We start from the raw sequence: 21,172 nt of genomic DNA, 5'->3' as shown, positions 1-21,172 counted from the left end.
ATGTAAAAATCCCGCTGAGGAATCAGCGGGATTTTTTATGCATCTTTATCTTTTTTTAATTTCCCTTTTTGCTTTGCCATTTCTCGAAGTAAATACTCGATGTGTGCATTGACGCTACGAAATTCATCATTTGCCCATTTTTCGATGACTGCGTGTAATTCAGGATCAATACGTAATGGAAAGCTTTTCTTTTTAGCCATAATTACTTATAGCCCTTAGTATAGGCTTCCTGTATTAATAACTGGCTGCGCACCTTTATCTGAAACGATGGCAACTAATAAGTTGTTTACCATATTTGCTTTACGCTCGTCATCGAGTTCTAGTACGCCTTCTTCATCTAACATATGGATGGAATCTTTCGCCATCTTCACAGCACCTTCAACAATTTCTTTTCTAGCAGCTAATACTGCTTTTGCTTGCTGGCGTTGTAGCATTGCATGGGCAATTTCTGTTGCGTAAGCTAAGTGCGTTAAACGAGTTTCTAATACTTCTACACCAGCAATTTCAAGACGCGCCTCTAACTCACGTTTTAATTCTTCAGAGATTTCTTCAGTATTTCCGCGTAACGTAACGCAGGTTTCATCCTGGAAATTGTCATAAGGATATTTTGTTGCAACATGGCGGATTGCCGTTTCGCTTTGAATTTCTACAAATCGATCATAATGTTCAACACCAAACATTGCTTTTGCAGAATCAACAACTTTATATACGATAACAGCTGCAATTTCAATTGGATTTCCATCAACGTCATTTACTTTTAATTTTTTACTGTTAAAGTTTTCAACACGTAAAGATACAGTTTGACGGAATGCGAACGGAATCGTTAAAAATAAACCGTTTTGACGAATTGTTCCTAAATAATTACCGAAGAACGTAATAACCTTCGCTTGATTCGGTTGAACAATACCGATACCTGTAGCGAGAACTGCGGCTAATATAATAGTTAGTGCCGCTCCTATGAAAATTTCTTGTGCAAGGAAAAATACACCGATAGCAGCTAAAATCAAAATTCCAATAATACCGAGAAAACCATTTACATAAAATACTTGTTTTTCTTTCATATGATCGCCTCCTGATATAAAAATGATATCACTTTTATATCATTTTAAGCAAGAGGTATGCATCTAATTTTCTGAATTTTATTGGTTGATATCTTTTATATACATTTTAAGGTTCAAAAAGAGAATATATGTTCTGTTTTATGGTAAAATAAAGAAGACTTAACCGCCCACTGCAGCAGCTAAGTCCCTTTGAGAGCATCTTACATCGTGACAAATGATTCAAAGCGGTTTTGCCAGGATTATATCTTCAATCGCTGACTCAATCTCTTTGTCAGAAGCGTCATAACTTCCTTTTGACTCTGGCTTGTCATGAGTGGAAGTTTGATTCACTTCTTCTTTAGCATGTCCTTTTTCAGCAAAATTCATGCTAGGCATTTTAAATGCCCCCATGTTCATGTATTTTCCGAATTTCCACATTTCAACAACAGGGCAGAAACGAACAATTCCTTCTGCAACTTTCATTGCACCAATCCATAGAAAAATGTTAGACCAAGTGCACCACGGCTTGCGTACAAGTTTAGTTGCACTACATCCGAAGAGGACGAGCCCAAGTGTAATTCGAATTAGAGCGTTTATTGTCCCGATATTTTGCTTCATTAGAAAAACACTCCTTTTTATGAAAGTTGAAATAGATAATACTATTTCTTTTATTAGTATCCCGTTTGATTTTTGGGATATGTAATCCAACATTTGACGTGGAAAAAGATGTTGGAATGTGCGTGTGTGTAAGTAACTTTTTTTGTTATAATGAAAGAATGCATAAAAGGAACTTCAAAATTAAATCCTCTAGTTTAAAAAATATGGAAGAGGTAATTCCAAACTTAATTCTCCGTTTTAAACAAATATTTAAGATGAAGTTAAAACAATAATGATGAAAATAAACTGTTATTTTGAACAGAAATATATATAACTAGAGAAAAGGAAGGGTGTTTTCATGTACGATATTTCCGGATGGAAACATGTATTTAAGCTTGATCCAAATAAGGAGTTAAGCGATGAACATTTAGAAATGATTTGTGAGTCTGGAACTGATGCGGTTATTGTAGGCGGAAGTGATGGAGTTACAATTGATAACGTATTACACATGCTAGTTAGCATTCGTAGATATGCAGTTCCTTGTGTATTAGAGGTTTCTGATGTAGAAGCAATTACACCAGGATTTGATTTTTATTACATCCCAAGTGTTTTAAATAGCCGAAAAGTAGAATGGGTAACAGGTGTTCATCATGAGGCATTGAAAGAATTTGGGGATATTATGGACTGGGACGAAATTTTTATGGAAGGGTATTGTGTTTTAAATCCAGAGGCGAAAGTAGCCCAGCTTACAGAAGCGAAATGTGATGTAACAGAAGATGACGTTATTGCATATGCTCGTTTAGCAGACAAGCTATTACGTTTACCGATATTTTATTTAGAATATAGCGGTACGTATGGAGATGTTGAACTTGTTAAAAATGTAAAAGCAGAATTGAAACAAGCTAAGTTATATTATGGCGGTGGTATTTCTAATGCAGAACAGGCGAAAGAAATGGCACAATATGCTGATACAGTAGTTGTTGGAAATATTATTTATGATGATATAAAATCGGCGTTAAAAACAGTTAAAGCAGTAAAAGGAGAGTAGGTGCAGGCGTATATGAGTATGACAGATAAGTTATTAAACGGTTTAAATCCACAGCAACAAAAAGCAGTACAAACAACGAATGGACCACTTCTATTAATGGCAGGTGCAGGTAGTGGTAAGACACGTGTGTTAACACATCGTATTGCGTATTTACTTGGTGAAAAAGGTGTAGCACCATGGAATGTACTAGCTATTACCTTCACAAATAAAGCAGCTCGTGAAATGCGTGAGCGTATTGATACACTTGTGGGACCAGAAGCAGAAGATATTTGGATTTCGACGTTTCACTCTATGTGTGTACGTATTTTACGACGCGATATCGATCGTATTGGTATTAATCGTAACTTTACAATCTTAGATTCAGGTGATCAGCTAACTGTAGTCAAAAAAATTATGAAAGAGCGCAATGTTGATCCGAAGAAATTTGAGCCGCGCTCTATTTTAGCGGGTATTAGTAATGCGAAAAATGAACTGTTATCTGCGGATAAATATGCAAAAAAAATTACAATGGCTGATCCATATGAAAAATTAACGAGCGATGTATACACAGAGTATCAAAAGCGTCTTTTGAAAAATAATTCATTAGACTTTGATGATTTAATTATGACGACGATTCAGCTATTTGAACGTGTTCCAGAAGTATTAGAGTTTTATCAGCGTAAGTTCCAATATATTCATGTTGATGAGTATCAAGATACGAATAAAGCGCAATATCTTCTTGTTAAACATTTGGCAGCGCGTTTTAAAAATCTTTGCGTTGTGGGTGACTCTGACCAGTCTATTTATCGCTGGCGTGGTGCAGATATTTCTAACATTTTGTCATTCGAAAAAGACTATGAGAATGCACAAGTAATTCTGTTAGAACAAAACTATCGTTCGTCACAAAATATTTTAAATGCAGCGAATGCTGTTATTGAAAAAAATACGAATCGTAAGCCGAAGAAATTATGGACAGACAATCAAGTTGGAAGTAAAATCTCGTATTATCGTGCTGCAACTGAAAAGGACGAAGCGTATTTTGTTGCAAAAAAAATTCGTGACGATATTCAAATGGGGAAACGAAAATATACTGATTTTGCAGTGCTATATCGTACGAATGCTCAGTCTCGTATGGTCGAGGAGATTTTCCTTAAATCTAACATTCCATATAAAATTGTCGGGGGTACGAAGTTCTACGATCGTAAAGAGATTAAAGATATTTTGGCGTACTTACGTTTAATCGGTAATCCAGATGATGAAATTAGTTTTGCACGTATTATAAATGTGCCAAAGCGTGGCATTGGTGCGACTTCTATCGATAAAATTATTAATTACGGTGTGCAAAATGGAATTTCATTAACTGCTGTATTTGATGAGATTGAGCATGTTGGAGTAAGTGCAAAAATTACAAAGGCAGTAAAAGAATTCGCGAATTTATTAAATAACTGGGTAAATATGCAAGAGTATTTATCTGTTACAGAATTAGTAGAAGAAGTTATTGAAAAAACAGGCTATCGCGATATGTTGAAAAATGAACGTTCTTTAGAAGCGGAAGGTCGTTTAGAAAACTTAGACGAGTTCTTATCTGTTACGCAAACATTTGAATCTCAAAGCGAAGATAAGAGCCTTGTTGCATTCTTAACAGATTTAGCACTTGTTGCTGATATTGATCGTGTAGATGAAGACCCAACTGCTGGTGAAGAAGTTATTTTAATGACGATGCACTCGGCGAAAGGATTAGAGTTCCCGGTTGTCTTTATTGTTGGCTTAGAGGAAGGGATATTCCCTCATACTCGTTCTCTTATGGAAGAGGATGAAATGCAAGAAGAACGTCGTCTTGCTTATGTAGGTATTACTCGTGCAGAAGAAGAGCTATATTTATCTAACGCGCAAATGCGTACATTATTTGGTAGAACAAGTATGAACGCTGCGTCTCGATTTATTACAGAAATCCCGACAGAACTAGTGGAATCATTAAATGAAACAGCGCCGAAGCGTGAAACATCGTTTGGTACAAAAGGCAGAACGGCAAGTAGCGGCAAAACGACAATCACAACAGCAACACGCTCTCGTTCAGCTTTCGCGCGCCCTGCAGCTAAGACGACAGGCGGCGAACAAATTGGCTGGGCAGTAGGAGATAAAGCTTCCCACCAAAAATGGGGAGTCGGTACAGTTGTAAGTGTAAAAGGTGAAGGTGATGCAAAAGAATTAGATATTGCGTTCCCAAGCCCAATTGGTGTTAAACGTTTGTTAGCAAAATTTGCACCTGTGACGAAACAATAGGAAAGGAATGAGGATATGTCAAAAGAGATAGTAAAAAAACGTATAGAAGAATTACGTGACTTGTTAAATACATTTAACTATCAATATCACGTATTAGACAATCCTTCTGTTTCTGATGCGGAATATGACCGTAATATGCAGGAGCTTATAAAATTAGAAGCAGAGAACCCAGAGTTTATGAGTGAAGATTCTCCCTCCGTTCGCGTTGGGGGGACTGTTCTTGATATATTTGAAAAAGTAACACATAAGTCACCAATGTTAAGTTTAGGAAATGCATTTAACGAAGGAGATTTACGTGATTTCGACAGAAGAGTACGTCAAGGAATTGATGGTGCGAATGTAAGATATATATGTGAATTAAAAATTGACGGGCTTGCCGTTTCGCTTCATTATGAAAAAGGACGCTTCATTCAAGGGGCGACACGTGGTGATGGTGTAACGGGTGAAGATATTACTCAAAATTTAAAAACGATTAAAGCTATCCCACTTCGTTTAAATGAAGAAGTAACGTTAGAAGCAAGAGGCGAAGCTTATATGCCGAAGCGTTCATTCGTTAAACTAAATGAAGAAAAAGAGCAAAATGGAGAAGATGTATTTGCGAATCCGCGTAATGCAGCAGCTGGTTCAATACGTCAACTTGATCCGAAAATTGCAGCGAAGCGTAACTTATCTATGTTTGTGTATGGTCTTGCGAATGTAGAAGAAAAAACAATTTCATCACATAGTGAATCGCTGGATTTCTTAGGTGAACTCGGATTTAAGACAAATCCAAATCGCCGTACATGTGAAACAATTGAAGAAGTTATAGCTTATGTAGAAGAATGGCAAGAAAAACGTCCGCATCTTGATTATGAGATTGATGGAATCGTTATAAAAGTAGATGATGTTGCTCTTCAAGAAAGTCTAGGAACTACAGCGAAGAGTCCAAGGTGGGCGATTGCTTATAAATTTCCGGCTGAAGAAGTTGTAACGAGATTAACAGGCATTGAATTAAGTGTTGGCCGAACAGGGGTTGTAACACCGACTGCAGAACTAGAGCCAGTGAGAGTTGCTGGTACGATTGTTCGTCGTGCTTCTTTACATAACGAAGATTTAATTCGTGAAAAAGACATTCGAATTGGTGACTACGTTGTTGTGAAGAAGGCTGGAGATATTATTCCTGAAGTTGTGAACGTTATTTTTGATAAGCGTACTGGTGAGGAAGAAGAATACCGCATGCCAACTCATTGTCCAGCATGTGAGAGTGAACTTGTTCGTTTAGAAGAAGAAGTAGCACTTCGTTGTATAAATCCAACTTGTCCTGCTCAAATTCGAGAGGGATTAATCCATTTCGTTTCAAGAAATGCGATGAATATTGATGGACTTGGAGAACGTGTCATTACACAACTCTTTGATGCTGATTACATTCGTACATTTGCTGATTTATATGCATTGACGAAAGAGCAATTATTACAGTTAGAACGTTTTGGTGAAAAATCAGCAACAAACTTAATACAAGCAATTGAAAATTCTAAAGAAAACTCGTTAGAGCGATTATTATTTGGTCTTGGAATTCGCCACGTTGGAGCGAAAGCAGCACGTACATTTGCAGAGCACTTTGAAACGATGGATGAGCTTGTAAAAGCAACGGAAGAAGAACTAAAAGCAATTAATGAAATTGGCGAAAAAATGGCTCAATCTGTTGTGACATATTTTGATAATGAAGATGTATTAGAGTTATTACAGCAGTTTAAAGAGTATGGCGTGAATATGACATACAAAGGTATAAAAATTGCAGATTTACAAAATGTTGAATCTTACTTCGCAGGAAAAACGGTTGTTTTAACAGGTAAGCTAGAAGTTATGGGACGAAGTGAAGCGAAGAAGAAGATTGAGGCATTAGGTGGAAAAGTAACAGGAAGTGTTAGTAAGAGTACGGATTTAGTTGTTGCAGGTGAAGCAGCTGGTTCGAAATTAGCACAAGCGGAGAAACATAATGTTGAGGTTTGGAATGAAGAGAGGTTCTTACAAGAGCTAAATAAGTAAGAGGTGCAAACTTACCATGAAAAAAATAGCATTAGCGGTATTAAGCCTTGGCCTACTTGTAAGTGGGTGTAGTGCAGGTGCCGACAAAGATGAAAAAGTGGCTGGGAAATCGGGGAAAGCAAAAGAACAATCAGTTGTTCCAAAATACGCTATTTCGGATGAATATTATAAGACGACTATTCCATTTGATGGTGGAAAGGCACGTGGTTTAGTGGTGCAAGGGTTAAATAGTCGCCTTGATATAGATGAATTTGAAACAGGATTAATGCGAATTGCAAAAGAATCATTTAGTACGAAAGATAATTTTTTAAAAGGCGGAAAAGCTCTAGATACTCAAACTATACAGATGCTTGTTAAAAGAAAACGTACAGATGCTGAACAAAAGGAACTAGAGGAAAAATTAAAAAAAGATGCAGTTAAATTTCCTAATATAGGATTAAATCCTGCATTAGGAACAGGATCCGAATCACTAGAAGTGAAAAATAAAAAAAATCCAATATATATTTCAAATATTTTAGAGCATGATTATTATGTGAAAAAAGGCGATAACGGCGAGGAACGTGTTGGTATGGTAGTTGGATTAGCGATGAATTCTGTTCAATATTTTAACGAAGAGCATGGTTACCCACGTGAAACTGCAATCCCAGATGAAAAGATGTTAGCTGAAGGGAAAAAAATGGCGCAAGAAATTTTGAAAGTCATACATCAAAAAGAACCTGAAACAAAAAATATTCCGATAACATTTGCGATTTATCGCCAAGCTCCAAAGTCTTCGCTCGTGCCAGGTAATTTTGTTTCTTATGCAAATGTCGAAAAAGGTAGTGAAACGGTTGAAGATTGGAAACAAATTAATGAAAAATATTATTTGTTCCCATCAGAGCAAGCGAAAACAGATAATAAACGTGAAGATCTTGCAAGAGTATCCAACTTTAAGGCAAAACTAAGCGATTATTTCCAAGGCGACTATACAGCTGTTATTGGTACTGGTATGTATAGAGATGATGAATTAAGAGAAATGAAGCTTGATATTCCTGTCCAGTTTAATGGAAAAGCTGAAATAGTTGGTTTTACACAATATGTGGCAGGGCTTGTTATGGAATACTTCCCGAATTATATGAAAGTACAAGTAACGATTAAATCTGTAGAACGCCCAGAAGCTATTATTATACGTGAAGCAAAACAAGATGAACCACTTGTGAAAATTTTAGATTAAATATGAAGGCTGTTCCTCTATGGAACAGCTTTTTTTCTTATGTAATTTTGTTATAATTTAAAATGTTGTAAAAAATAGGGGTGAGGGGTAAAGCTCATGGAAGAATTAAGTTTTCAAGTCATTATTTTATTAATTGCATTCGGTTTTTTAGCAGCTTTTATTGATTCCGTTGTTGGAGGAGGAGGGTTAATTTCACTTCCTGCACTTATGTTTGTTGGCCTATCGCCAGCTTCGGCAATTGCAACGAATAAATTAGCGGCAACAATGGGGACGTTTACGAGTGCGATGTATTTCATTCGATCAGGAAAAGTTGATTTTAAAATTGTAGGAAAGTTAATCCCGTTAACTATTGTTGGAGCTGTTGCAGGTGCTTTAGTAGTAAAATTTATTCCATCGGATATTTTACGCCCATTAGTACTTGTGATGTTGGTATTTATTGCTATTTATATTATTGCAAAAAAGAATTGGGGAAGTGTGTCTACCTATAAGAAGATGACGCAAAGAAAAACATTAATATTTTTCTTTGCTATTTTAATGATAGGATTTTATGATGGGTTTTTTGGACCAGGGACAGGGTCGTTTTTAATTTTTGCATTTTTATTAATTGGCTTGGATTTTATTCAAGCGGCAGCATCTGGAAAACTTTTGAACTTTGTTAGTAATATTGTATCTTTAATTACTTTTTTATTCTTAGACATAATTCATTTTGAATACGGTATTATCATGGGATTATCAATGATCTTAGGTGCTTATTTTGGATCGAAGTTTGCGGTTCAAAAAGGTGTTGGATATGTAAGGACTTTATTTTTATTAGTTACTATATTATTGATCGGGAAAAATGTTTTGGAATATACTCATATTTTGTAGATTCATACGCATGTATGAATCTCTTTTTTTATTATATTTTAAAAATTTATTAATTTTTAAAATATAAGTCTAGGAATATTTGAATAAATCTAAATTATCGTGTAGAATAATGTTGTAAAATGTAAACGTTTTTCTAAGGGGAGGCTAAAAAAATGGTAGTAGCATACAAACATGAGCCATTTACAGATTTTTCAGTGGAGGCTAACAAATTAGCGTTTGAAGAAGGTTTAAAGAAAGTAGAATCTTATCTTGGACAAGACTATCCATTAATTATCGGGGGAGAAAAAATCACTACAGAAGACAAAATTGTTTCTGTAAACCCTGCAAATAAAGAGGAACTTGTTGGTCGTGTTTCAAAAGCAAGCCGTGAGTTAGCTGAAAAAGCAATGCAAGTAGCGGATGAAACATTCCAAACTTGGAGAAAATCAAAGCCAGAAATGCGTGCAGACATTTTATTCCGTGCTGCAGCAATCGTTCGTCGCAGAAAACATGAATTCTCTGCTATTCTTGTAAAAGAAGCAGGTAAGCCATGGAATGAGGCAGATGCTGATACAGCAGAAGCAATCGACTTTATGGAATATTATGGTCGTCAAATGTTAAAATTAAAAGACGGTATTCCAGTAGAAAGCCGTCCAATTGAATATAATCGTTTCTCTTACATTCCATTAGGAGTAGGTGTTATCATTTCTCCTTGGAACTTCCCATTCGCAATTATGGCAGGTATGACAACAGCTGCTTTAGTTTCTGGTAACACAGTATTACTAAAACCAGCTAGTACAACTCCTGTAGTAGCAGCGAAATTTATGGAAGTATTAGAAGAAGCTGGCTTACCAGCTGGCGTAGTAAACTTCGTTCCAGGTAACGGTTCTGAAGTTGGTGACTACTTAGTAGATCATCCTCGTACACGTTTCGTAAGCTTCACGGGATCTCGTGATGTAGGTATCCGCATCTATGAGCGTGCAGCGAAAGTAAACCCAGGACAAATTTGGTTAAAACGCGTTATCGCTGAAATGGGCGGTAAAGACACAATCGTTGTTGATAAAGAAGCAGATCTTGAATTAGCAGCTAAGTCTATCGTTGCATCAGCATTCGGATTCTCAGGACAAAAATGTTCTGCATGTTCTCGTGCAGTAATCCATGAAGATGTATACGATCACGTATTAAATCGTGCTGTTGAATTAACAAAAGAATTAACAGTTGCTAACCCAGCAGTATTAGGTACAAACATGGGTCCTGTTAATGACCAAGCTGCATTTGATAAAGTAATGAGCTATGTTGCAATTGGTAAAGAAGAAGGTAGAATCTTAGCAGGTGGCGAAGGAGACGATTCTAAAGGCTGGTTCATCCAACCAACAATCGTTGCTGACGTTGCAGAAGATGCTCGCTTAATGAAAGAAGAAATCTTCGGACCAGTAGTAGCATTCTGTAAAGCGAAAGACTTCGATCATGCACTTGCAATTGCAAACAATACGGAATACGGTTTAACAGGTGCTGTTATTACTAACAACCGTGACCATATTGAAAAAGCACGCGAAGACTTCCACGTTGGTAACTTATACTTCAACCGTGGATGTACTGGTGCAATCGTAGGTTACCAGCCATTCGGTGGCTTTAACATGTCTGGTACAGACTCTAAAGCTGGTGGACCTGATTATTTAGCACTTCACATGCAAGCAAAAACTACTTCTGAAACTTTATAAGAAATAGTAGAGGAGCTCTTCACAGAATGTGAAGAGCTCCTTTTAAAATTGAAACCCCATATATTACCGTCGTTCGAAGAGAATGAGCTAAAACCTATTAATAGCGGGATAAACATGTAAACAGAAATAAAATAATGAGAAAAGTTGACTTATTAGTCATATTTTTTAGTATTCATTTTGAGAATTTCCTGTATAATACAATTTGAAAGAAAATCTATGGTTCGACAAGGAACACTCCTTTCGGTTTTGCTCACTGAAAGGAGTGTTTTTTTATGTAGCTAAAAATTCTTGCGTGCTTATTACATTTGCATATACACCATTTAAACTAGCTAAAATTGTATTATGAATATAAACAGCTGGTATAGTAGCGTTCTTAAAAGAAAGGTCTTTTGTAGCACAAGCATCATGTATAACGGTACATTGAAAGCCAAAATCGAATGCAGCCCTTACTGTAGCATCAATACACATATGAGTCATCATCCCGCATACAACGACATGTTCAATGTCTAAACGCTGTAATTGCTCTAGAAGATTAGTTTCTCGGAAGCTATTTGGATAATGTTTGACTATAACTGTTTCTTCTCTAAGTGGACGTACGCTTTCGTGAATATGTACACCTTCTGTATTAGGTAGGAAAAAAGTAGCGTCATCTTTTATAGCTACGTGTTGGATATGAAAAATAGGTTCGCTGTTTGTTCTAAAGTATTGTAATAACTGATTAGCATATTCGCTTGCTTCTACTGGATTACGCAATTCCATCTTTCCATTTGGAAAATAATCGTTTTGAATATCGACGAGTAAAAGAGCTGTTTTCATATATTTATCTGCCTCCGAGTTTCATATTCAAATAAATTTATTCAATTCGTGGAGAGGATTCTCCTGTTTAAAAATATGAGGAAGAAGAATTTTAAATAACCTTGAAAGTTACTATTTTCTCATGAATTTTCATCTGAAAATTTTAATAAAGGAATAATTAATATTTTTCTAAAAAATGTATTGACTCTTATTATTCTGAGTTCTATAATGAGAATTAATTAAATGACAATTAAATCGATACATTCTTATCCAGAGAGGTGGAGGGACTGGCCCTACGATACCTCAGCAACGGGTTTTTTAATACCGTGCTAACTCCAGCAAGCCATATAAAGGCTTGGAAGATGAGAAGATGTGAACGAGTACATATAAGTGCTCTCCTTCTTATCTTTATGGTTGATAAGAAGGAGAGCACTTTTTATTTTACCTCGAAAGCTCTGCTTCAAGTTTTTACAGCATATAGGAGGGAAAAAATGATTTCTTTTACCAATGTAAGTAAAGTGTATGAATCAGCTGGCCAATCTGTTCATGCGGTGGAGGATGTAACATTATCAGTTGAGAAAGGCGAAATTTTTGGCATTATCGGTTTTAGTGGCGCTGGAAAGAGTACGTTATTACGCCTAGTAAATATGTTAGAGAGACCGACGGCAGGAACGATTTCAATAGATGATAAAGATATTACATCATTATCGACGAAAGAATTGCGTAAACTAAGACAAAGAATTGGAATGATTTTTCAAAGTTTTAATTTATTTAATTCAAGAACAGTATTTGGAAATATTGCTTATCCATTAAAGTTAGCGAAAGTACCAAAGAATGAGATAAAAGAAAGAGTAAATGAACTGCTGAAGTTTGTAGGGTTAGAAGATAAAGCAAACTATTATCCAGAGCAGCTATCAGGTGGGCAAAAGCAGCGTGTGGGCATTGCTAGAGCACTTGCGACATCGCCAGATATTCTTATATGTGATGAGGCAACATCAGCCTTAGATCCAGAAACAACGACAGAAATTCTAAACTTATTAAAGAAAGTAAATCGAGAATACAATTTAACAATTCTTCTTATTACACATGAAATGCATGTTGTGAAAGAAATTTGTCACCGTGTAGCTGTAATGGAGAAGGGGAAAGTTATTGAAGAAGGAAAACTGTTTGATGTTTTCACGCAACCAAAAACAAAGACGACTCAAAACTTTGTACGTTCTGTCATTAATGATCATTTACCGGAAAGTGTTCTAGCGAAAATTCAAAATGGTGGTCAAATTTATCGTCTAACATTTACTGGTGAGGAGACAGGACAGCCGGTACTATCATATATCGCAAAAAACTATAACGTCGATGTAAATGTACTGTACGGAAATATTATTGAACTTCAAAATGTGCTATTTGGAAATCTTCTTGTAGAGTTGCAAGGTGAGCAGAGGGAAATTCAAAAAGCATTACAACATCTAAGACTGCAAGTGCAGCTGAAGGAGGTAGAAGCTCATGCGAGTTGATTGGAGTATATTTTGGCCGCGCATACTAGATGCGACGGGGGATACCCTCTTAATGGTAATTGTAACCCTTATATTCGCTACAATTCTGGGTATACCTCTAGGTTTACTTTTATATGTAACGAGAAAAGGAAACTTTTTAGAAAATAAATGGGTCTTTTCTATTCTTAACATCATAATTAATACAATTCGTCCGGTACCATTCATTATCTTTTTAGTAGCTTTAAGTCCACTAACAAGAAGTGTTATCGGAACGACGATTGGAACAGCAGCGGCAATTTTCCCGATGACGTTAGTCGCATCAATTGGTATTGCTAGAATGGTTGAAACAAACCTTGTTTCCGTTCCGAAAGGAGTAATTGAAGCAGCGCAAGCAATGGGCGCCTCGCCAATTAGAATTGTTTTTGAAATCCTTGTACCAGAAGCGTTAGCACCATTAATCTTAGGTGTCACATTTATGACAGTTGGTTTAATTGAATTTTCTGCAGTTGCTGGGCTTGTCGGTGGTGGAGGTCTTGGTGACTTGGCAATGACATATGGTTATCAACGTTTTGATACATCAGTTATGTTCGTAACGGTCGTGTTACTTATCATTCTCGTACAGATAGCTCAAAATTTAGGAAACTACTTTGCGAAAGTCTTGTTACGCAGATCATAAAAAGGAAGAGAGGAAAAGAAAATGAAGAAAATTTTAGCATTTGCATTATCAGCGATTGTAGGAGTCTCAGCATTAAGCGGCTGCTCAAGTGGAGACACGGGTGCAGGAGCGAAAGAAAAAGTAGTTCGCGTCGGTGTAACTGGAACGGATGGAGACGCTTGGGAAATTTTGAAGAAAAAAGCTGAAAAAGAAGGGATTAAGATTAAACTGGTGGAGTTCTCTGATTACACAACGCCAAATAAAGCGTTAGCTGATGGAGATATTGAATTAAACTCATTCCAGCATATTGCTTTCTTAGAGCAATTTAAAAAAGAGCATAAGTTAGATATTACAGCTGTTGGTACAACGCAAATTGCGCCAATGGGTTTATACTCTGAAAAATATAAGAAAGCAAATGAAATCCCAGATGGTTCAGAAATTGCAATTCCAAACGATCCAACGAACCAAGCACGTGCATTAAAACTTCTTGATGCAGCTGGATTATTAAAGCTTAAAAAAGACTTTGGTCTATTTGGAGATCCAAGTGGTATTGCTGAAAATCCGAAGAAATTAAAAATTACACCGGTTATCGCACAGCAAACACCTCGTGTGTTAAAAGATGTTGCAGCATCAGTTATTAATAACGGTGTTGCTGGTCAAGCTGGATTAGATCCAGCGAAGGATCCTATTTTCTTAGAAGATCCAAAGAATGAAAATGCGAAGCCATATATTAATATTTTTGCAGCTCGTACGAAAGATAAAGATGATCCAACATTGAAAAAAGTAATTGAACTATATCATTCAAAAGAAGTAACAGATGCAATTAAGAAAGAAACAAATGATGGTTCCATTTCAGTAGATCTTTCACTTGATGAGCTTGAAAAAATCGTAAAATAATCATTGGGTTTAATGGACTAACAGAAGGAACCCCTCCGCTGTTAGTTCGTTCAACATATAAACTTAACAAACGAACCCTAATTCTGTACCTTCCAATTTTGTATAACGTAGAATCCAATGTTTGTTAAGTAGAGTGATAGACCAGGAATTTTCCAGGTCTTTTTTTATGAATGAAAGTAGCTAGCGAACAGTAAGGTGATCCAAATTATAATGGGATAAGAAAATAAGCTGAAAAGGAGTGTAATTACGAATTGCTTTGGATGAATTAAGTGTTTTTTTGATAAAAAAAAGAAAATAGAAAAGAGAGTAATGAAAAATGCTGATATTACGCCGGGGTTATAAGAGCGATAAATGAAAAACAAAATAATATGTTGAACAGAGTTGAAGAAGATGGCCCCTTGTATAAAAATAATCCAGCATATAGAAGACAAGAAGTTAAGTTGATATAGAAAGACGATAAGTAATACAAAGATTGTTAATACGGAAATGGCGATGAAAAATTGTTGGCTAGTTATAAGACGGATTGAAAATTGATTAGCAAGGTATTGTGGCATTTGGAAAGCTTCTTCAAGGTTATGAATGAAAAATAATAAAGGAATGATCCAGAATATAGTAGTGGAATGTTTTTTCATCAATTTACATCACTCCAATAAAGTATAGAAAGCCTAAAAAAAGGCCCTCTATACAGAGATGGTTATTCAATTATGATATTTTTTAAATTAACTTCATGATGCTCTCGTTCTTTCAGATAAGCAGCTAGTTCCTCTTGTAAAATATTTAATATTTGCTTAGCTGATTGTTGGATTGGATTAGGTAGCTCTTCTAATATATGCATCCCGACTTTTACTTTTGTACGAATTACCCTTCGTAGTAATTCCTCATGCATGTACTACACCTCCAAACCGAATATTTAGTACATCTTCTTCAAATTTTGCTCCTTGAATAGAAAGGTGTGTTAATGTTTTTGGTAACGTGATGTTCCGTTTAACAGAACCCGCTCGAATAATAAGTTCATCACCTTTTTGATTTAAGGAAAGTTCACTTTTGTTTGAGAAGGGAATGGACAGAACGAAAATATACTCATCGCCATCCTTTTTTACATATTGAGTGCGCCCGTTAAATTTCACTTCTGTAGGGGAATGATCAGTTTTAAATAAAGAATCTCCTACACGTTCTAACATAGACAAACCAACAACTTCTTGTTCAAACATTGGAGATTCGTAAATAGGAAGGGGTTGAAAACTATCTTGAATTAATGTTTTATATTTCTTCTGTGTATCTTTCCATGCCTGAAAATAAGGATCGGTGACAGTGTTAGGGATGACGCGGTTAATCATAATAGCATCTACGTTATAATCGTATAAATTCAAATAAGTAAAGCTACGCTGGGCTTCTTTAATGACCATTTTTTCAGGATTTACAACGATGCGGATACTTGTTACTTCTCGATTTGATAAAATATCTCTCATTTCTCCGAGCTGTTCAAGTGTACTTGTTAATTCGTCCATAATATCGTCGGTTGGAAGAGGGACACCAAGGAGTGGTTGAGCTACAGGACGAACGACTTTTAAAACTTTTCTTTTAATAGGAAATAATTTTTCCATCCACCAGCCGAGCATGTCTGGAAAGCTTAGCATTGCTAATGTTTCTCCTGTTGGAGCACAATCAATGATAATAACATCATATGTGTTTTGTTTATAATAATCGAGTACGCGAAGTAGGCTAATTAAATCTTCCATACCAGGAAACATCGTTAACTCTTCTGTTGTAATATCATCAGCTGCTTTGGAAGTGAAGAGTAGTGTAATATATTTCTGTAATTTTCCCCAGCCTTTTTCCATTTCATAAATCGTATTAATTTCTTGTGCCCACAAATTTTCACGAATTTCTAGTGGTTCAGAAGATAGCTTTATACCAAATGAATCTCCTAAACTATGAGCAGGATCTGTGCTCATTACTAATGTTTTTAATCCTTGTTTCGCACTTTGAATTGCTGTTGCTGCTGAAATGCTAGTTTTTCCTACGCCGCCTTTACCTGTATACAAGATAATTCTCATCATTCATATCCCCTTTGTTTCGAATGCCGAATATTACGAGTGTCGAAGTAAATAGTTGAATAAAAACCCAGACAGGGTTTTATTCAATCGGAATGTTTTTCATTTTAGGTGTAGAAACTTTTTCTTCTGTTTTCTGCTGTGACGTAGCGATGTGATTCATGATTTTTTGGAAGATTTGTAGTAAGAATGCTTTTTCTTCTTCTGATAATGCTTCTGTTACTAAGCTAAAGTAATGGGCCGCATTTTGTTTTACTTCTTGAACGAGCATTACGCCGTTTTCTGTTAACCGAATTAATACAATACGTCGGTCATTTTCATCACGGTAGCGTTCAATAAATCCCTTTTTTACAAGGCGATTTACAACGCCCGTTGTTGTACTCATCGGTATATCAAGAAGATCAGCAATTTTCGTCATTGTAATATCTGTATTTCGTTCCATCCAAAGTAAACAAAATACTTCTGTTTTAGAAAGTGTTAAATCTAGGCTTACCCATTCTTCAGGATAGAAAAGTTTCTTGGCGTTATCTAGCAGTAAGTCTAAAAAATGTTCATATTGCAACAATTAATTCCACTCCCGTATATTTCGAGGTTCGTAATATTTATTTTTATTTTATGTAGAATAGAAATAATTGTCAATGATTTTAATTGTTTTTTCAGATTAGGCAGAAAACTTTCTTTAAAATAGTATTCTTTTATGATAGATTTATAAATATAAAACTAGAATTTACATAAAAATCCATCATGGTAAATATACTTATCTATAATGGGTATACAGCTAACGAGGGGGAGAACGATGAGAAGACGTAATACGCAAGCGTTCACGTTTTTAGCATGGACTTCATTTGTTTGTGCGCTTTCAGGTATGCTAATTGGGATTTATACGTTAGATGAAACGCTTAGTGTAAAAGGATACTATTTAATTGGAACATTATTTTTAACGATGTCTTGTTTTGTATTACAAAAAACAATTCGTGATAATGAAGAAGATAACGAGAGATTTCCGAAAAATAAACCGTTAGATAAAGAGTAAATTGTAAAGAAAGGCATTTGCCTTTCTTTTTTTATGTAAAAATGGCGTAAGTACTCTGTGTTGACTTGCTTGAAGTACTGAAAATTTGGTATCATCAATAGTATTGTAGATTGAACGATATATTATGGAGGTGGCCTAGCCGTGTCAAGAATTTCCGTTGAGAATGTAAAGCACGTAGCACATTTAGCACGTCTTGCAATTACTGATCAAGAAGCAGAAAAATTTCAAAAACAACTAGATGCAATTGTTACATTTGCAGAACAGTTAAATGAATTAGATACAACAGATGTAAAACCAACAACTCATGTATTAACTATGAAAAATGTTATGCGTGAAGATGTACCAGAAAAAGGTTTACCAGTTGAAGAAGTATTAAAAAATGCACCGGATCACAAAGATAATCAAATCCGTGTTCCAGCAGTATTAGAATAGAGGAGGGGAATTTCGATGTCATTATTTGATCATTCAGTATCAGAGTTACATAAGAAGTTAAACAGCAAAGAAATTTCCGTTACGGATTTAGTAGAAGAATCTTACAAACGTATTGCGGATGTTGAAGATAACGTAAAAGCTTTTCTTACATTAGATGAAGAAAATGCACGCGCAAAAGCGAAAGAATTAGATGCAAAAATCGGCGCTGAAGATAATGGTTTATTATTCGGTATGCCAATTGGTGTAAAAGATAACATTGTAACTAACGGTCTTCGTACAACTTGTGCGAGCAAAATGTTAGCAAACTTCGATCCAATTTATGATGCGACAGTTGTGCAAAAGCTAAAAGCTGCTGACACAATTACAATTGGTAAATTAAACATGGACGAGTTCGCAATGGGTTCTTCAAATGAAAACTCAGGATTCTACGCTACGAAAAACCCATGGAACTTAGATTACGTTCCGGGCGGATCTAGTGGTGGTTCTGCAGCAGCTGTAGCAGCAGGAGAAGTACTATTCTCTCTAGGTTCTGATACGGGTGGTTCTATCCGTCAGCCAGCTGCATATTGCGGTGTTGTAGGTTTAAAACCAACTTATGGACGCGTATCTCGTTACGGATTAGTAGCATTTGCATCTTCACTTGACCAAATCGGACCGATTACACGTACAGTAGAAGACAATGCATACTTATTACAAGCTATTTCAGGTATTGACCGCATGGATGCAACTTCTGCAAACGTTGAAGTTGGAAACTATTTAGCTGGTTTAACAGGCGATGTTAAAGGTTTACGCATTGCTGTACCGAAAGAATACTTAGGCGAAGGTGTTGGCGAAGAAGCTCGTGAGTCAGTACTAGCTGCTTTAAAAGTATTAGAAGGTATGGGCGCAACTTGGGAGGAAGTATCGCTTCCACACTCTAAATACGCTCTAGCAACGTATTACTTACTATCTTCTTCTGAAGCATCTGCGAACCTTTCACGCTTTGATGGCGTGCGTTACGGTGTTCGTTCTGATAATGTAAATAACTTATTAGATCTTTACAAAAACACACGTAGTGAAGGTTTCGGTGATGAAGTTAAACGTCGTATTATGCTTGGTACATTTGCGCTTAGCTCTGGTTACTATGATGCATATTACAAGAAAGCACAACAAGTACGTACATTAATTAAAAACGACTTTGAAAATGTATTTGCTAACTATGATGTTATTATTGGACCAACAACGCCAACTCCGGCATTTAAAGTGGGCGAAAAAGTTGATGATCCAATGACAATGTATGCAAATGACATTTTAACAATCCCAGTAAACTTAGCGGGTGTTCCAGCGATTTCCGTTCCATGTGGATTCGGTGCTAACAACATGCCACTTGGTCTACAAATCATTGGTAAACACTTCGATGAAGCGACAATTTACCGCGTTGCACATGCGTTTGAGCAAGCAACAGACTATCATACAAAAAAAGCAAGTCTGTAAGGAGGCGAGCATAGATGAATTTAGAAACAATTATTGGTTTAGAGGTTCACGTTGAGTTAAAAACAAATTCGAAAATTTTCTCTGCGAGTCCAACAGAATTCGGAGCGGAGCCAAATACACAAACAAGTGTAATTGACTTAGGATACCCAGGGGTACTTCCTACTTTAAATAAAGAAGCAGTTAACTTTGCAATGAAAGCTGCAATGGCATTAAACTGTGAAATCGCAACGGAAACGAAGTTTGACCGTAAAAACTATTTCTATCCAGATAACCCGAAAGCTTACCAAATCTCTCAATTTGATAAGCCAATTGGTGAAAATGGTTGGATTGAAATCGAAGTAGACGGTAAAAAGAAACGTATCGGTATTACACGTCTTCATTTAGAAGAAGATGCTGGTAAATCAACGCATACAGCTGATGGTTCATTAGTAGACTACAACCGTCAAGGTATGCCTTTAATCGAGATCGTATCTGAGCCAGATATGCGTACGCCAGAAGAAGCATATGCATACTTAGAGAAGTTAAAATCAATCATTCAATACACTGGTGTATCTGATTGTAAGATGGAAGAAGGTTCCTTACGTTGTGATGCGAACATTTCTCTTCGTCCAGTTGGACAAGAGAAGTTCGGTACAAAAGCGGAACTGAAAAACTTAAACTCATTCACTTACGTACAAAAAGGTCTTGAGCATGAGCAAGTGCGCCAAGAAAAAGAACTGTTATCTGGTGGCATCATCCAACAAGAAACACGTCGTTATGATGAAGCAACGAAGAAAACAATCTTAATGCGTGTGAAAGAAGGATCTGACGATTACCGTTACTTCCCGGAGCCAGACTTAGTTGAACTTTACATCGATGATGAGTGGAAAGAAGCAGTTCGAGCTTCTATTCCAGAACTTCCAGATGCACGTAAAGCTCGCTACGTTGCAGAACTAGGCTTACCAGCTTATGATGCACACGTGTTAACATTAACGAAAGAAATGTCTGATTTCTTTGAAGCAACTGTTGCAGACGGTGCTGATGCGAAATTAACATCGAACTGGTTAATGGGTGAAGTACTTGCATACTTAAACAAACAACAAAAAGAATTAAAAGACGTTGCATTAACGCCTGCTGGTTTATCTAAAATGGTTCAATTAATTGAAAAAGGTACAATTTCTTCTAAAATCGCGAAGAAAGTATTTAATGAATTAATTGAAAAAGGTGGAGACCCAGAAGAAATCGTTAAAGCGAAAGGTCTTGTTCAAATTTCTGATGAGGGTACACTTCGTAAAGTTGTAACAGAAATTCTTGATAATAATGAGCAATCTATCGAAGACTTTAAAAACGGTAAAGACCGTGCAATTGGCTTCTTAGTTGGTCAAATTATGAAAGCTACAAAAGGACAAGCAAATCCACCACTTGTTAACAAAATCTTACTTGAAGAGATTAATAAGCGATAATAGTAGTGACTTTTAAAGATTAAGCAGAAAAACACCCGTACATGGGTGTTTTTCTAGGTTAATCAAACGTTTGTTTAAATGAGACAAAATCGTTTAAACAAACGTTTGATTAACTGTCAAAAGTGGAAAAATGTTTGTATAGCAACTAT

Annotated in this window: 20 protein-coding genes, 1 pseudogene and 1 riboswitch; of the genes and pseudogenes, 13 read left to right on the top strand and 8 right to left on the bottom strand. The window is 36.1% G+C overall.

Features of this window, described 5'->3' with window-relative positions; genetic code table 11:
- Nucleotides 1-35: 35 nt before the first annotated feature.
- From HMPREF2590_RS28260 to HMPREF2590_RS28250, 3 genes are all read right to left on the bottom strand, one after another.
- Complete coding sequence (locus tag HMPREF2590_RS28260) at nt 36-200, bottom strand: type II toxin-antitoxin system antitoxin (protein ID WP_001085171.1); 165 nt, start codon at nt 198-200, stop codon at nt 36-38.
- A gap of 15 nt (nt 201-215) precedes the next feature.
- A complete protein-coding gene (locus HMPREF2590_RS28255) occupies nt 216-1,061 on the bottom strand; it encodes an SPFH domain-containing protein (protein ID WP_000660669.1) in 846 nt (281 codons plus the stop codon).
- Between the two features lie 219 nt (nt 1,062-1,280).
- Entirely contained in the window at nt 1,281-1,658 is a 378-nt protein-coding gene (locus tag HMPREF2590_RS28250) for a YgaP family membrane protein (RefSeq protein ID WP_000812345.1), read from the bottom strand.
- A 337-nt stretch (nt 1,659-1,995) separates the two neighbouring features.
- Here HMPREF2590_RS28250 and pcrB point away from each other — a divergent pair, with 337 nt between their 5' ends.
- The 6 genes from pcrB to pruA all read left to right on the top strand — a co-directional run bounded on the left by pcrB (nt 1,996) and on the right by pruA (nt 10,752).
- A complete protein-coding gene (gene pcrB, locus HMPREF2590_RS28240; protein WP_000272103.1) occupies nt 1,996-2,685 on the top strand; it encodes a heptaprenylglyceryl phosphate synthase in 690 nt (229 codons plus the stop codon).
- A gap of 12 nt (nt 2,686-2,697) precedes the next feature.
- Complete coding sequence (gene pcrA, locus HMPREF2590_RS28235; protein WP_002100669.1) at nt 2,698-4,947, top strand: DNA helicase PcrA; 2,250 nt, start codon at nt 2,698-2,700, stop codon at nt 4,945-4,947.
- Between the two features lie 15 nt (nt 4,948-4,962).
- A complete protein-coding gene (ligA, locus tag HMPREF2590_RS28230) occupies nt 4,963-6,972 on the top strand; it encodes an NAD-dependent DNA ligase LigA (protein WP_000031613.1) in 2,010 nt (669 codons plus the stop codon).
- Nucleotides 6,973-6,988: 16 nt separating this feature from the next.
- Nucleotides 6,989-8,185 carry a CamS family sex pheromone protein gene (locus HMPREF2590_RS28225; RefSeq protein WP_044584071.1) on the top strand — a complete coding sequence of 399 codons (1,197 nt, stop codon included), beginning with the start codon at nt 6,989-6,991 and terminating at the stop codon, nt 8,183-8,185.
- Between the two features lie 96 nt (nt 8,186-8,281).
- Nucleotides 8,282-9,052, top strand: a complete 771-nt coding sequence (locus tag HMPREF2590_RS28220; RefSeq protein WP_000391975.1) for a TSUP family transporter — start codon at nt 8,282-8,284, stop codon at nt 9,050-9,052.
- A 152-nt stretch (nt 9,053-9,204) separates the two neighbouring features.
- On the top strand, nt 9,205-10,752 hold the full coding sequence (gene pruA / locus HMPREF2590_RS28215) for an L-glutamate gamma-semialdehyde dehydrogenase (RefSeq protein WP_000259555.1): 1,548 nt from the start codon (nt 9,205-9,207) through the stop codon (nt 10,750-10,752).
- A gap of 250 nt (nt 10,753-11,002) precedes the next feature.
- On the opposite strand, the pseudogene HMPREF2590_RS28210 reads toward pruA, so the two are convergent.
- A pseudogene (locus HMPREF2590_RS28210) lies at nt 11,003-11,568 on the bottom strand (cysteine hydrolase family protein).
- Between the two features lie 242 nt (nt 11,569-11,810).
- Nucleotides 11,811-11,916, top strand: a riboswitch (SAM riboswitch).
- A gap of 122 nt (nt 11,917-12,038) precedes the next feature.
- Here HMPREF2590_RS28210 and HMPREF2590_RS28205 point away from each other — a divergent pair.
- Genes HMPREF2590_RS28205 through HMPREF2590_RS28195 form a run of 3 tightly spaced genes read left to right on the top strand, consistent with a single transcriptional unit; the run spans nt 12,039 to nt 14,589 of the window.
- Nucleotides 12,039-13,058: a methionine ABC transporter ATP-binding protein gene (locus HMPREF2590_RS28205; RefSeq protein ID WP_000623013.1), complete on the top strand. Its 1,020-nt coding sequence runs from the start codon at nt 12,039-12,041 to the stop codon at nt 13,056-13,058.
- Complete coding sequence (locus HMPREF2590_RS28200; RefSeq protein WP_001261865.1) at nt 13,048-13,713, top strand: methionine ABC transporter permease; 666 nt, start codon at nt 13,048-13,050, stop codon at nt 13,711-13,713. Before HMPREF2590_RS28205 ends, HMPREF2590_RS28200 begins: the two co-directional genes overlap by 11 nt.
- Before the next feature lie 21 nt (nt 13,714-13,734).
- The gene (locus tag HMPREF2590_RS28195) at nt 13,735-14,589 is read left to right on the top strand and encodes a MetQ/NlpA family ABC transporter substrate-binding protein (RefSeq protein WP_000721595.1); all 855 of its coding nucleotides are present in this window, start codon (nt 13,735-13,737) and stop codon (nt 14,587-14,589) included.
- A gap of 164 nt (nt 14,590-14,753) precedes the next feature.
- On the opposite strand, the gene HMPREF2590_RS28190 is transcribed toward HMPREF2590_RS28195, so the two are convergent.
- The 4 genes from HMPREF2590_RS28190 to HMPREF2590_RS28175 form a co-directional block, all read right to left on the bottom strand.
- Nucleotides 14,754-15,221 carry an HXXEE domain-containing protein gene (locus HMPREF2590_RS28190; RefSeq protein ID WP_001986283.1) on the bottom strand — a complete coding sequence of 156 codons (468 nt, stop codon included), beginning with the start codon at nt 15,219-15,221 and terminating at the stop codon, nt 14,754-14,756.
- 62 nt (nt 15,222-15,283) lie between these two features.
- Entirely contained in the window at nt 15,284-15,475 is a 192-nt protein-coding gene (locus tag HMPREF2590_RS28185; RefSeq protein WP_000544105.1) for a DUF3926 domain-containing protein, read from the bottom strand.
- Nucleotides 15,468-16,649: an ArsA family ATPase gene (locus HMPREF2590_RS28180; protein ID WP_003311724.1), complete on the bottom strand. Its 1,182-nt coding sequence runs from the start codon at nt 16,647-16,649 to the stop codon at nt 15,468-15,470. The genes HMPREF2590_RS28185 and HMPREF2590_RS28180 overlap by 8 nt, the downstream gene beginning before the upstream one ends.
- Before the next feature lie 76 nt (nt 16,650-16,725).
- The gene (locus HMPREF2590_RS28175; protein ID WP_000942463.1) at nt 16,726-17,208 is read right to left on the bottom strand and encodes a MarR family winged helix-turn-helix transcriptional regulator; all 483 of its coding nucleotides are present in this window, start codon (nt 17,206-17,208) and stop codon (nt 16,726-16,728) included.
- Between the two features lie 231 nt (nt 17,209-17,439).
- On the opposite strand from HMPREF2590_RS28175, the gene HMPREF2590_RS28170 reads away from it, so the two are divergent.
- The 4 genes from HMPREF2590_RS28170 (at nt 17,440) to gatB (ending at nt 21,023) form a co-directional block, all read left to right on the top strand.
- On the top strand, nt 17,440-17,676 hold the full coding sequence (locus HMPREF2590_RS28170) for a YiaA/YiaB family inner membrane protein (RefSeq protein ID WP_001254393.1): 237 nt from the start codon (nt 17,440-17,442) through the stop codon (nt 17,674-17,676).
- Nucleotides 17,677-17,817: 141 nt separating this feature from the next.
- Nucleotides 17,818-18,108: an Asp-tRNA(Asn)/Glu-tRNA(Gln) amidotransferase subunit GatC gene (gene gatC / locus HMPREF2590_RS28165; RefSeq protein WP_000086999.1), complete on the top strand. Its 291-nt coding sequence runs from the start codon at nt 17,818-17,820 to the stop codon at nt 18,106-18,108.
- A gap of 15 nt (nt 18,109-18,123) precedes the next feature.
- Complete coding sequence (gatA, locus tag HMPREF2590_RS28160; RefSeq protein ID WP_000051455.1) at nt 18,124-19,581, top strand: Asp-tRNA(Asn)/Glu-tRNA(Gln) amidotransferase subunit GatA; 1,458 nt, start codon at nt 18,124-18,126, stop codon at nt 19,579-19,581.
- Between the two features lie 14 nt (nt 19,582-19,595).
- Nucleotides 19,596-21,023, top strand: coding sequence for an Asp-tRNA(Asn)/Glu-tRNA(Gln) amidotransferase subunit GatB (gene gatB, locus HMPREF2590_RS28155; protein WP_001047685.1), 1,428 nt, complete (start codon nt 19,596-19,598; stop codon nt 21,021-21,023).
- Nucleotides 21,024-21,172 lie beyond the last annotated feature (149 nt).

Origin of the sequence: Bacillus sp. HMSC036E02 (assembly GCF_001836235.1) — a bacterium.
GTDB lineage: Bacteria > Bacillota > Bacilli > Bacillales > Bacillaceae_G > Bacillus_A > Bacillus_A cereus.
This window is presented reverse-complemented; position numbering and strand designations above follow the sequence as displayed.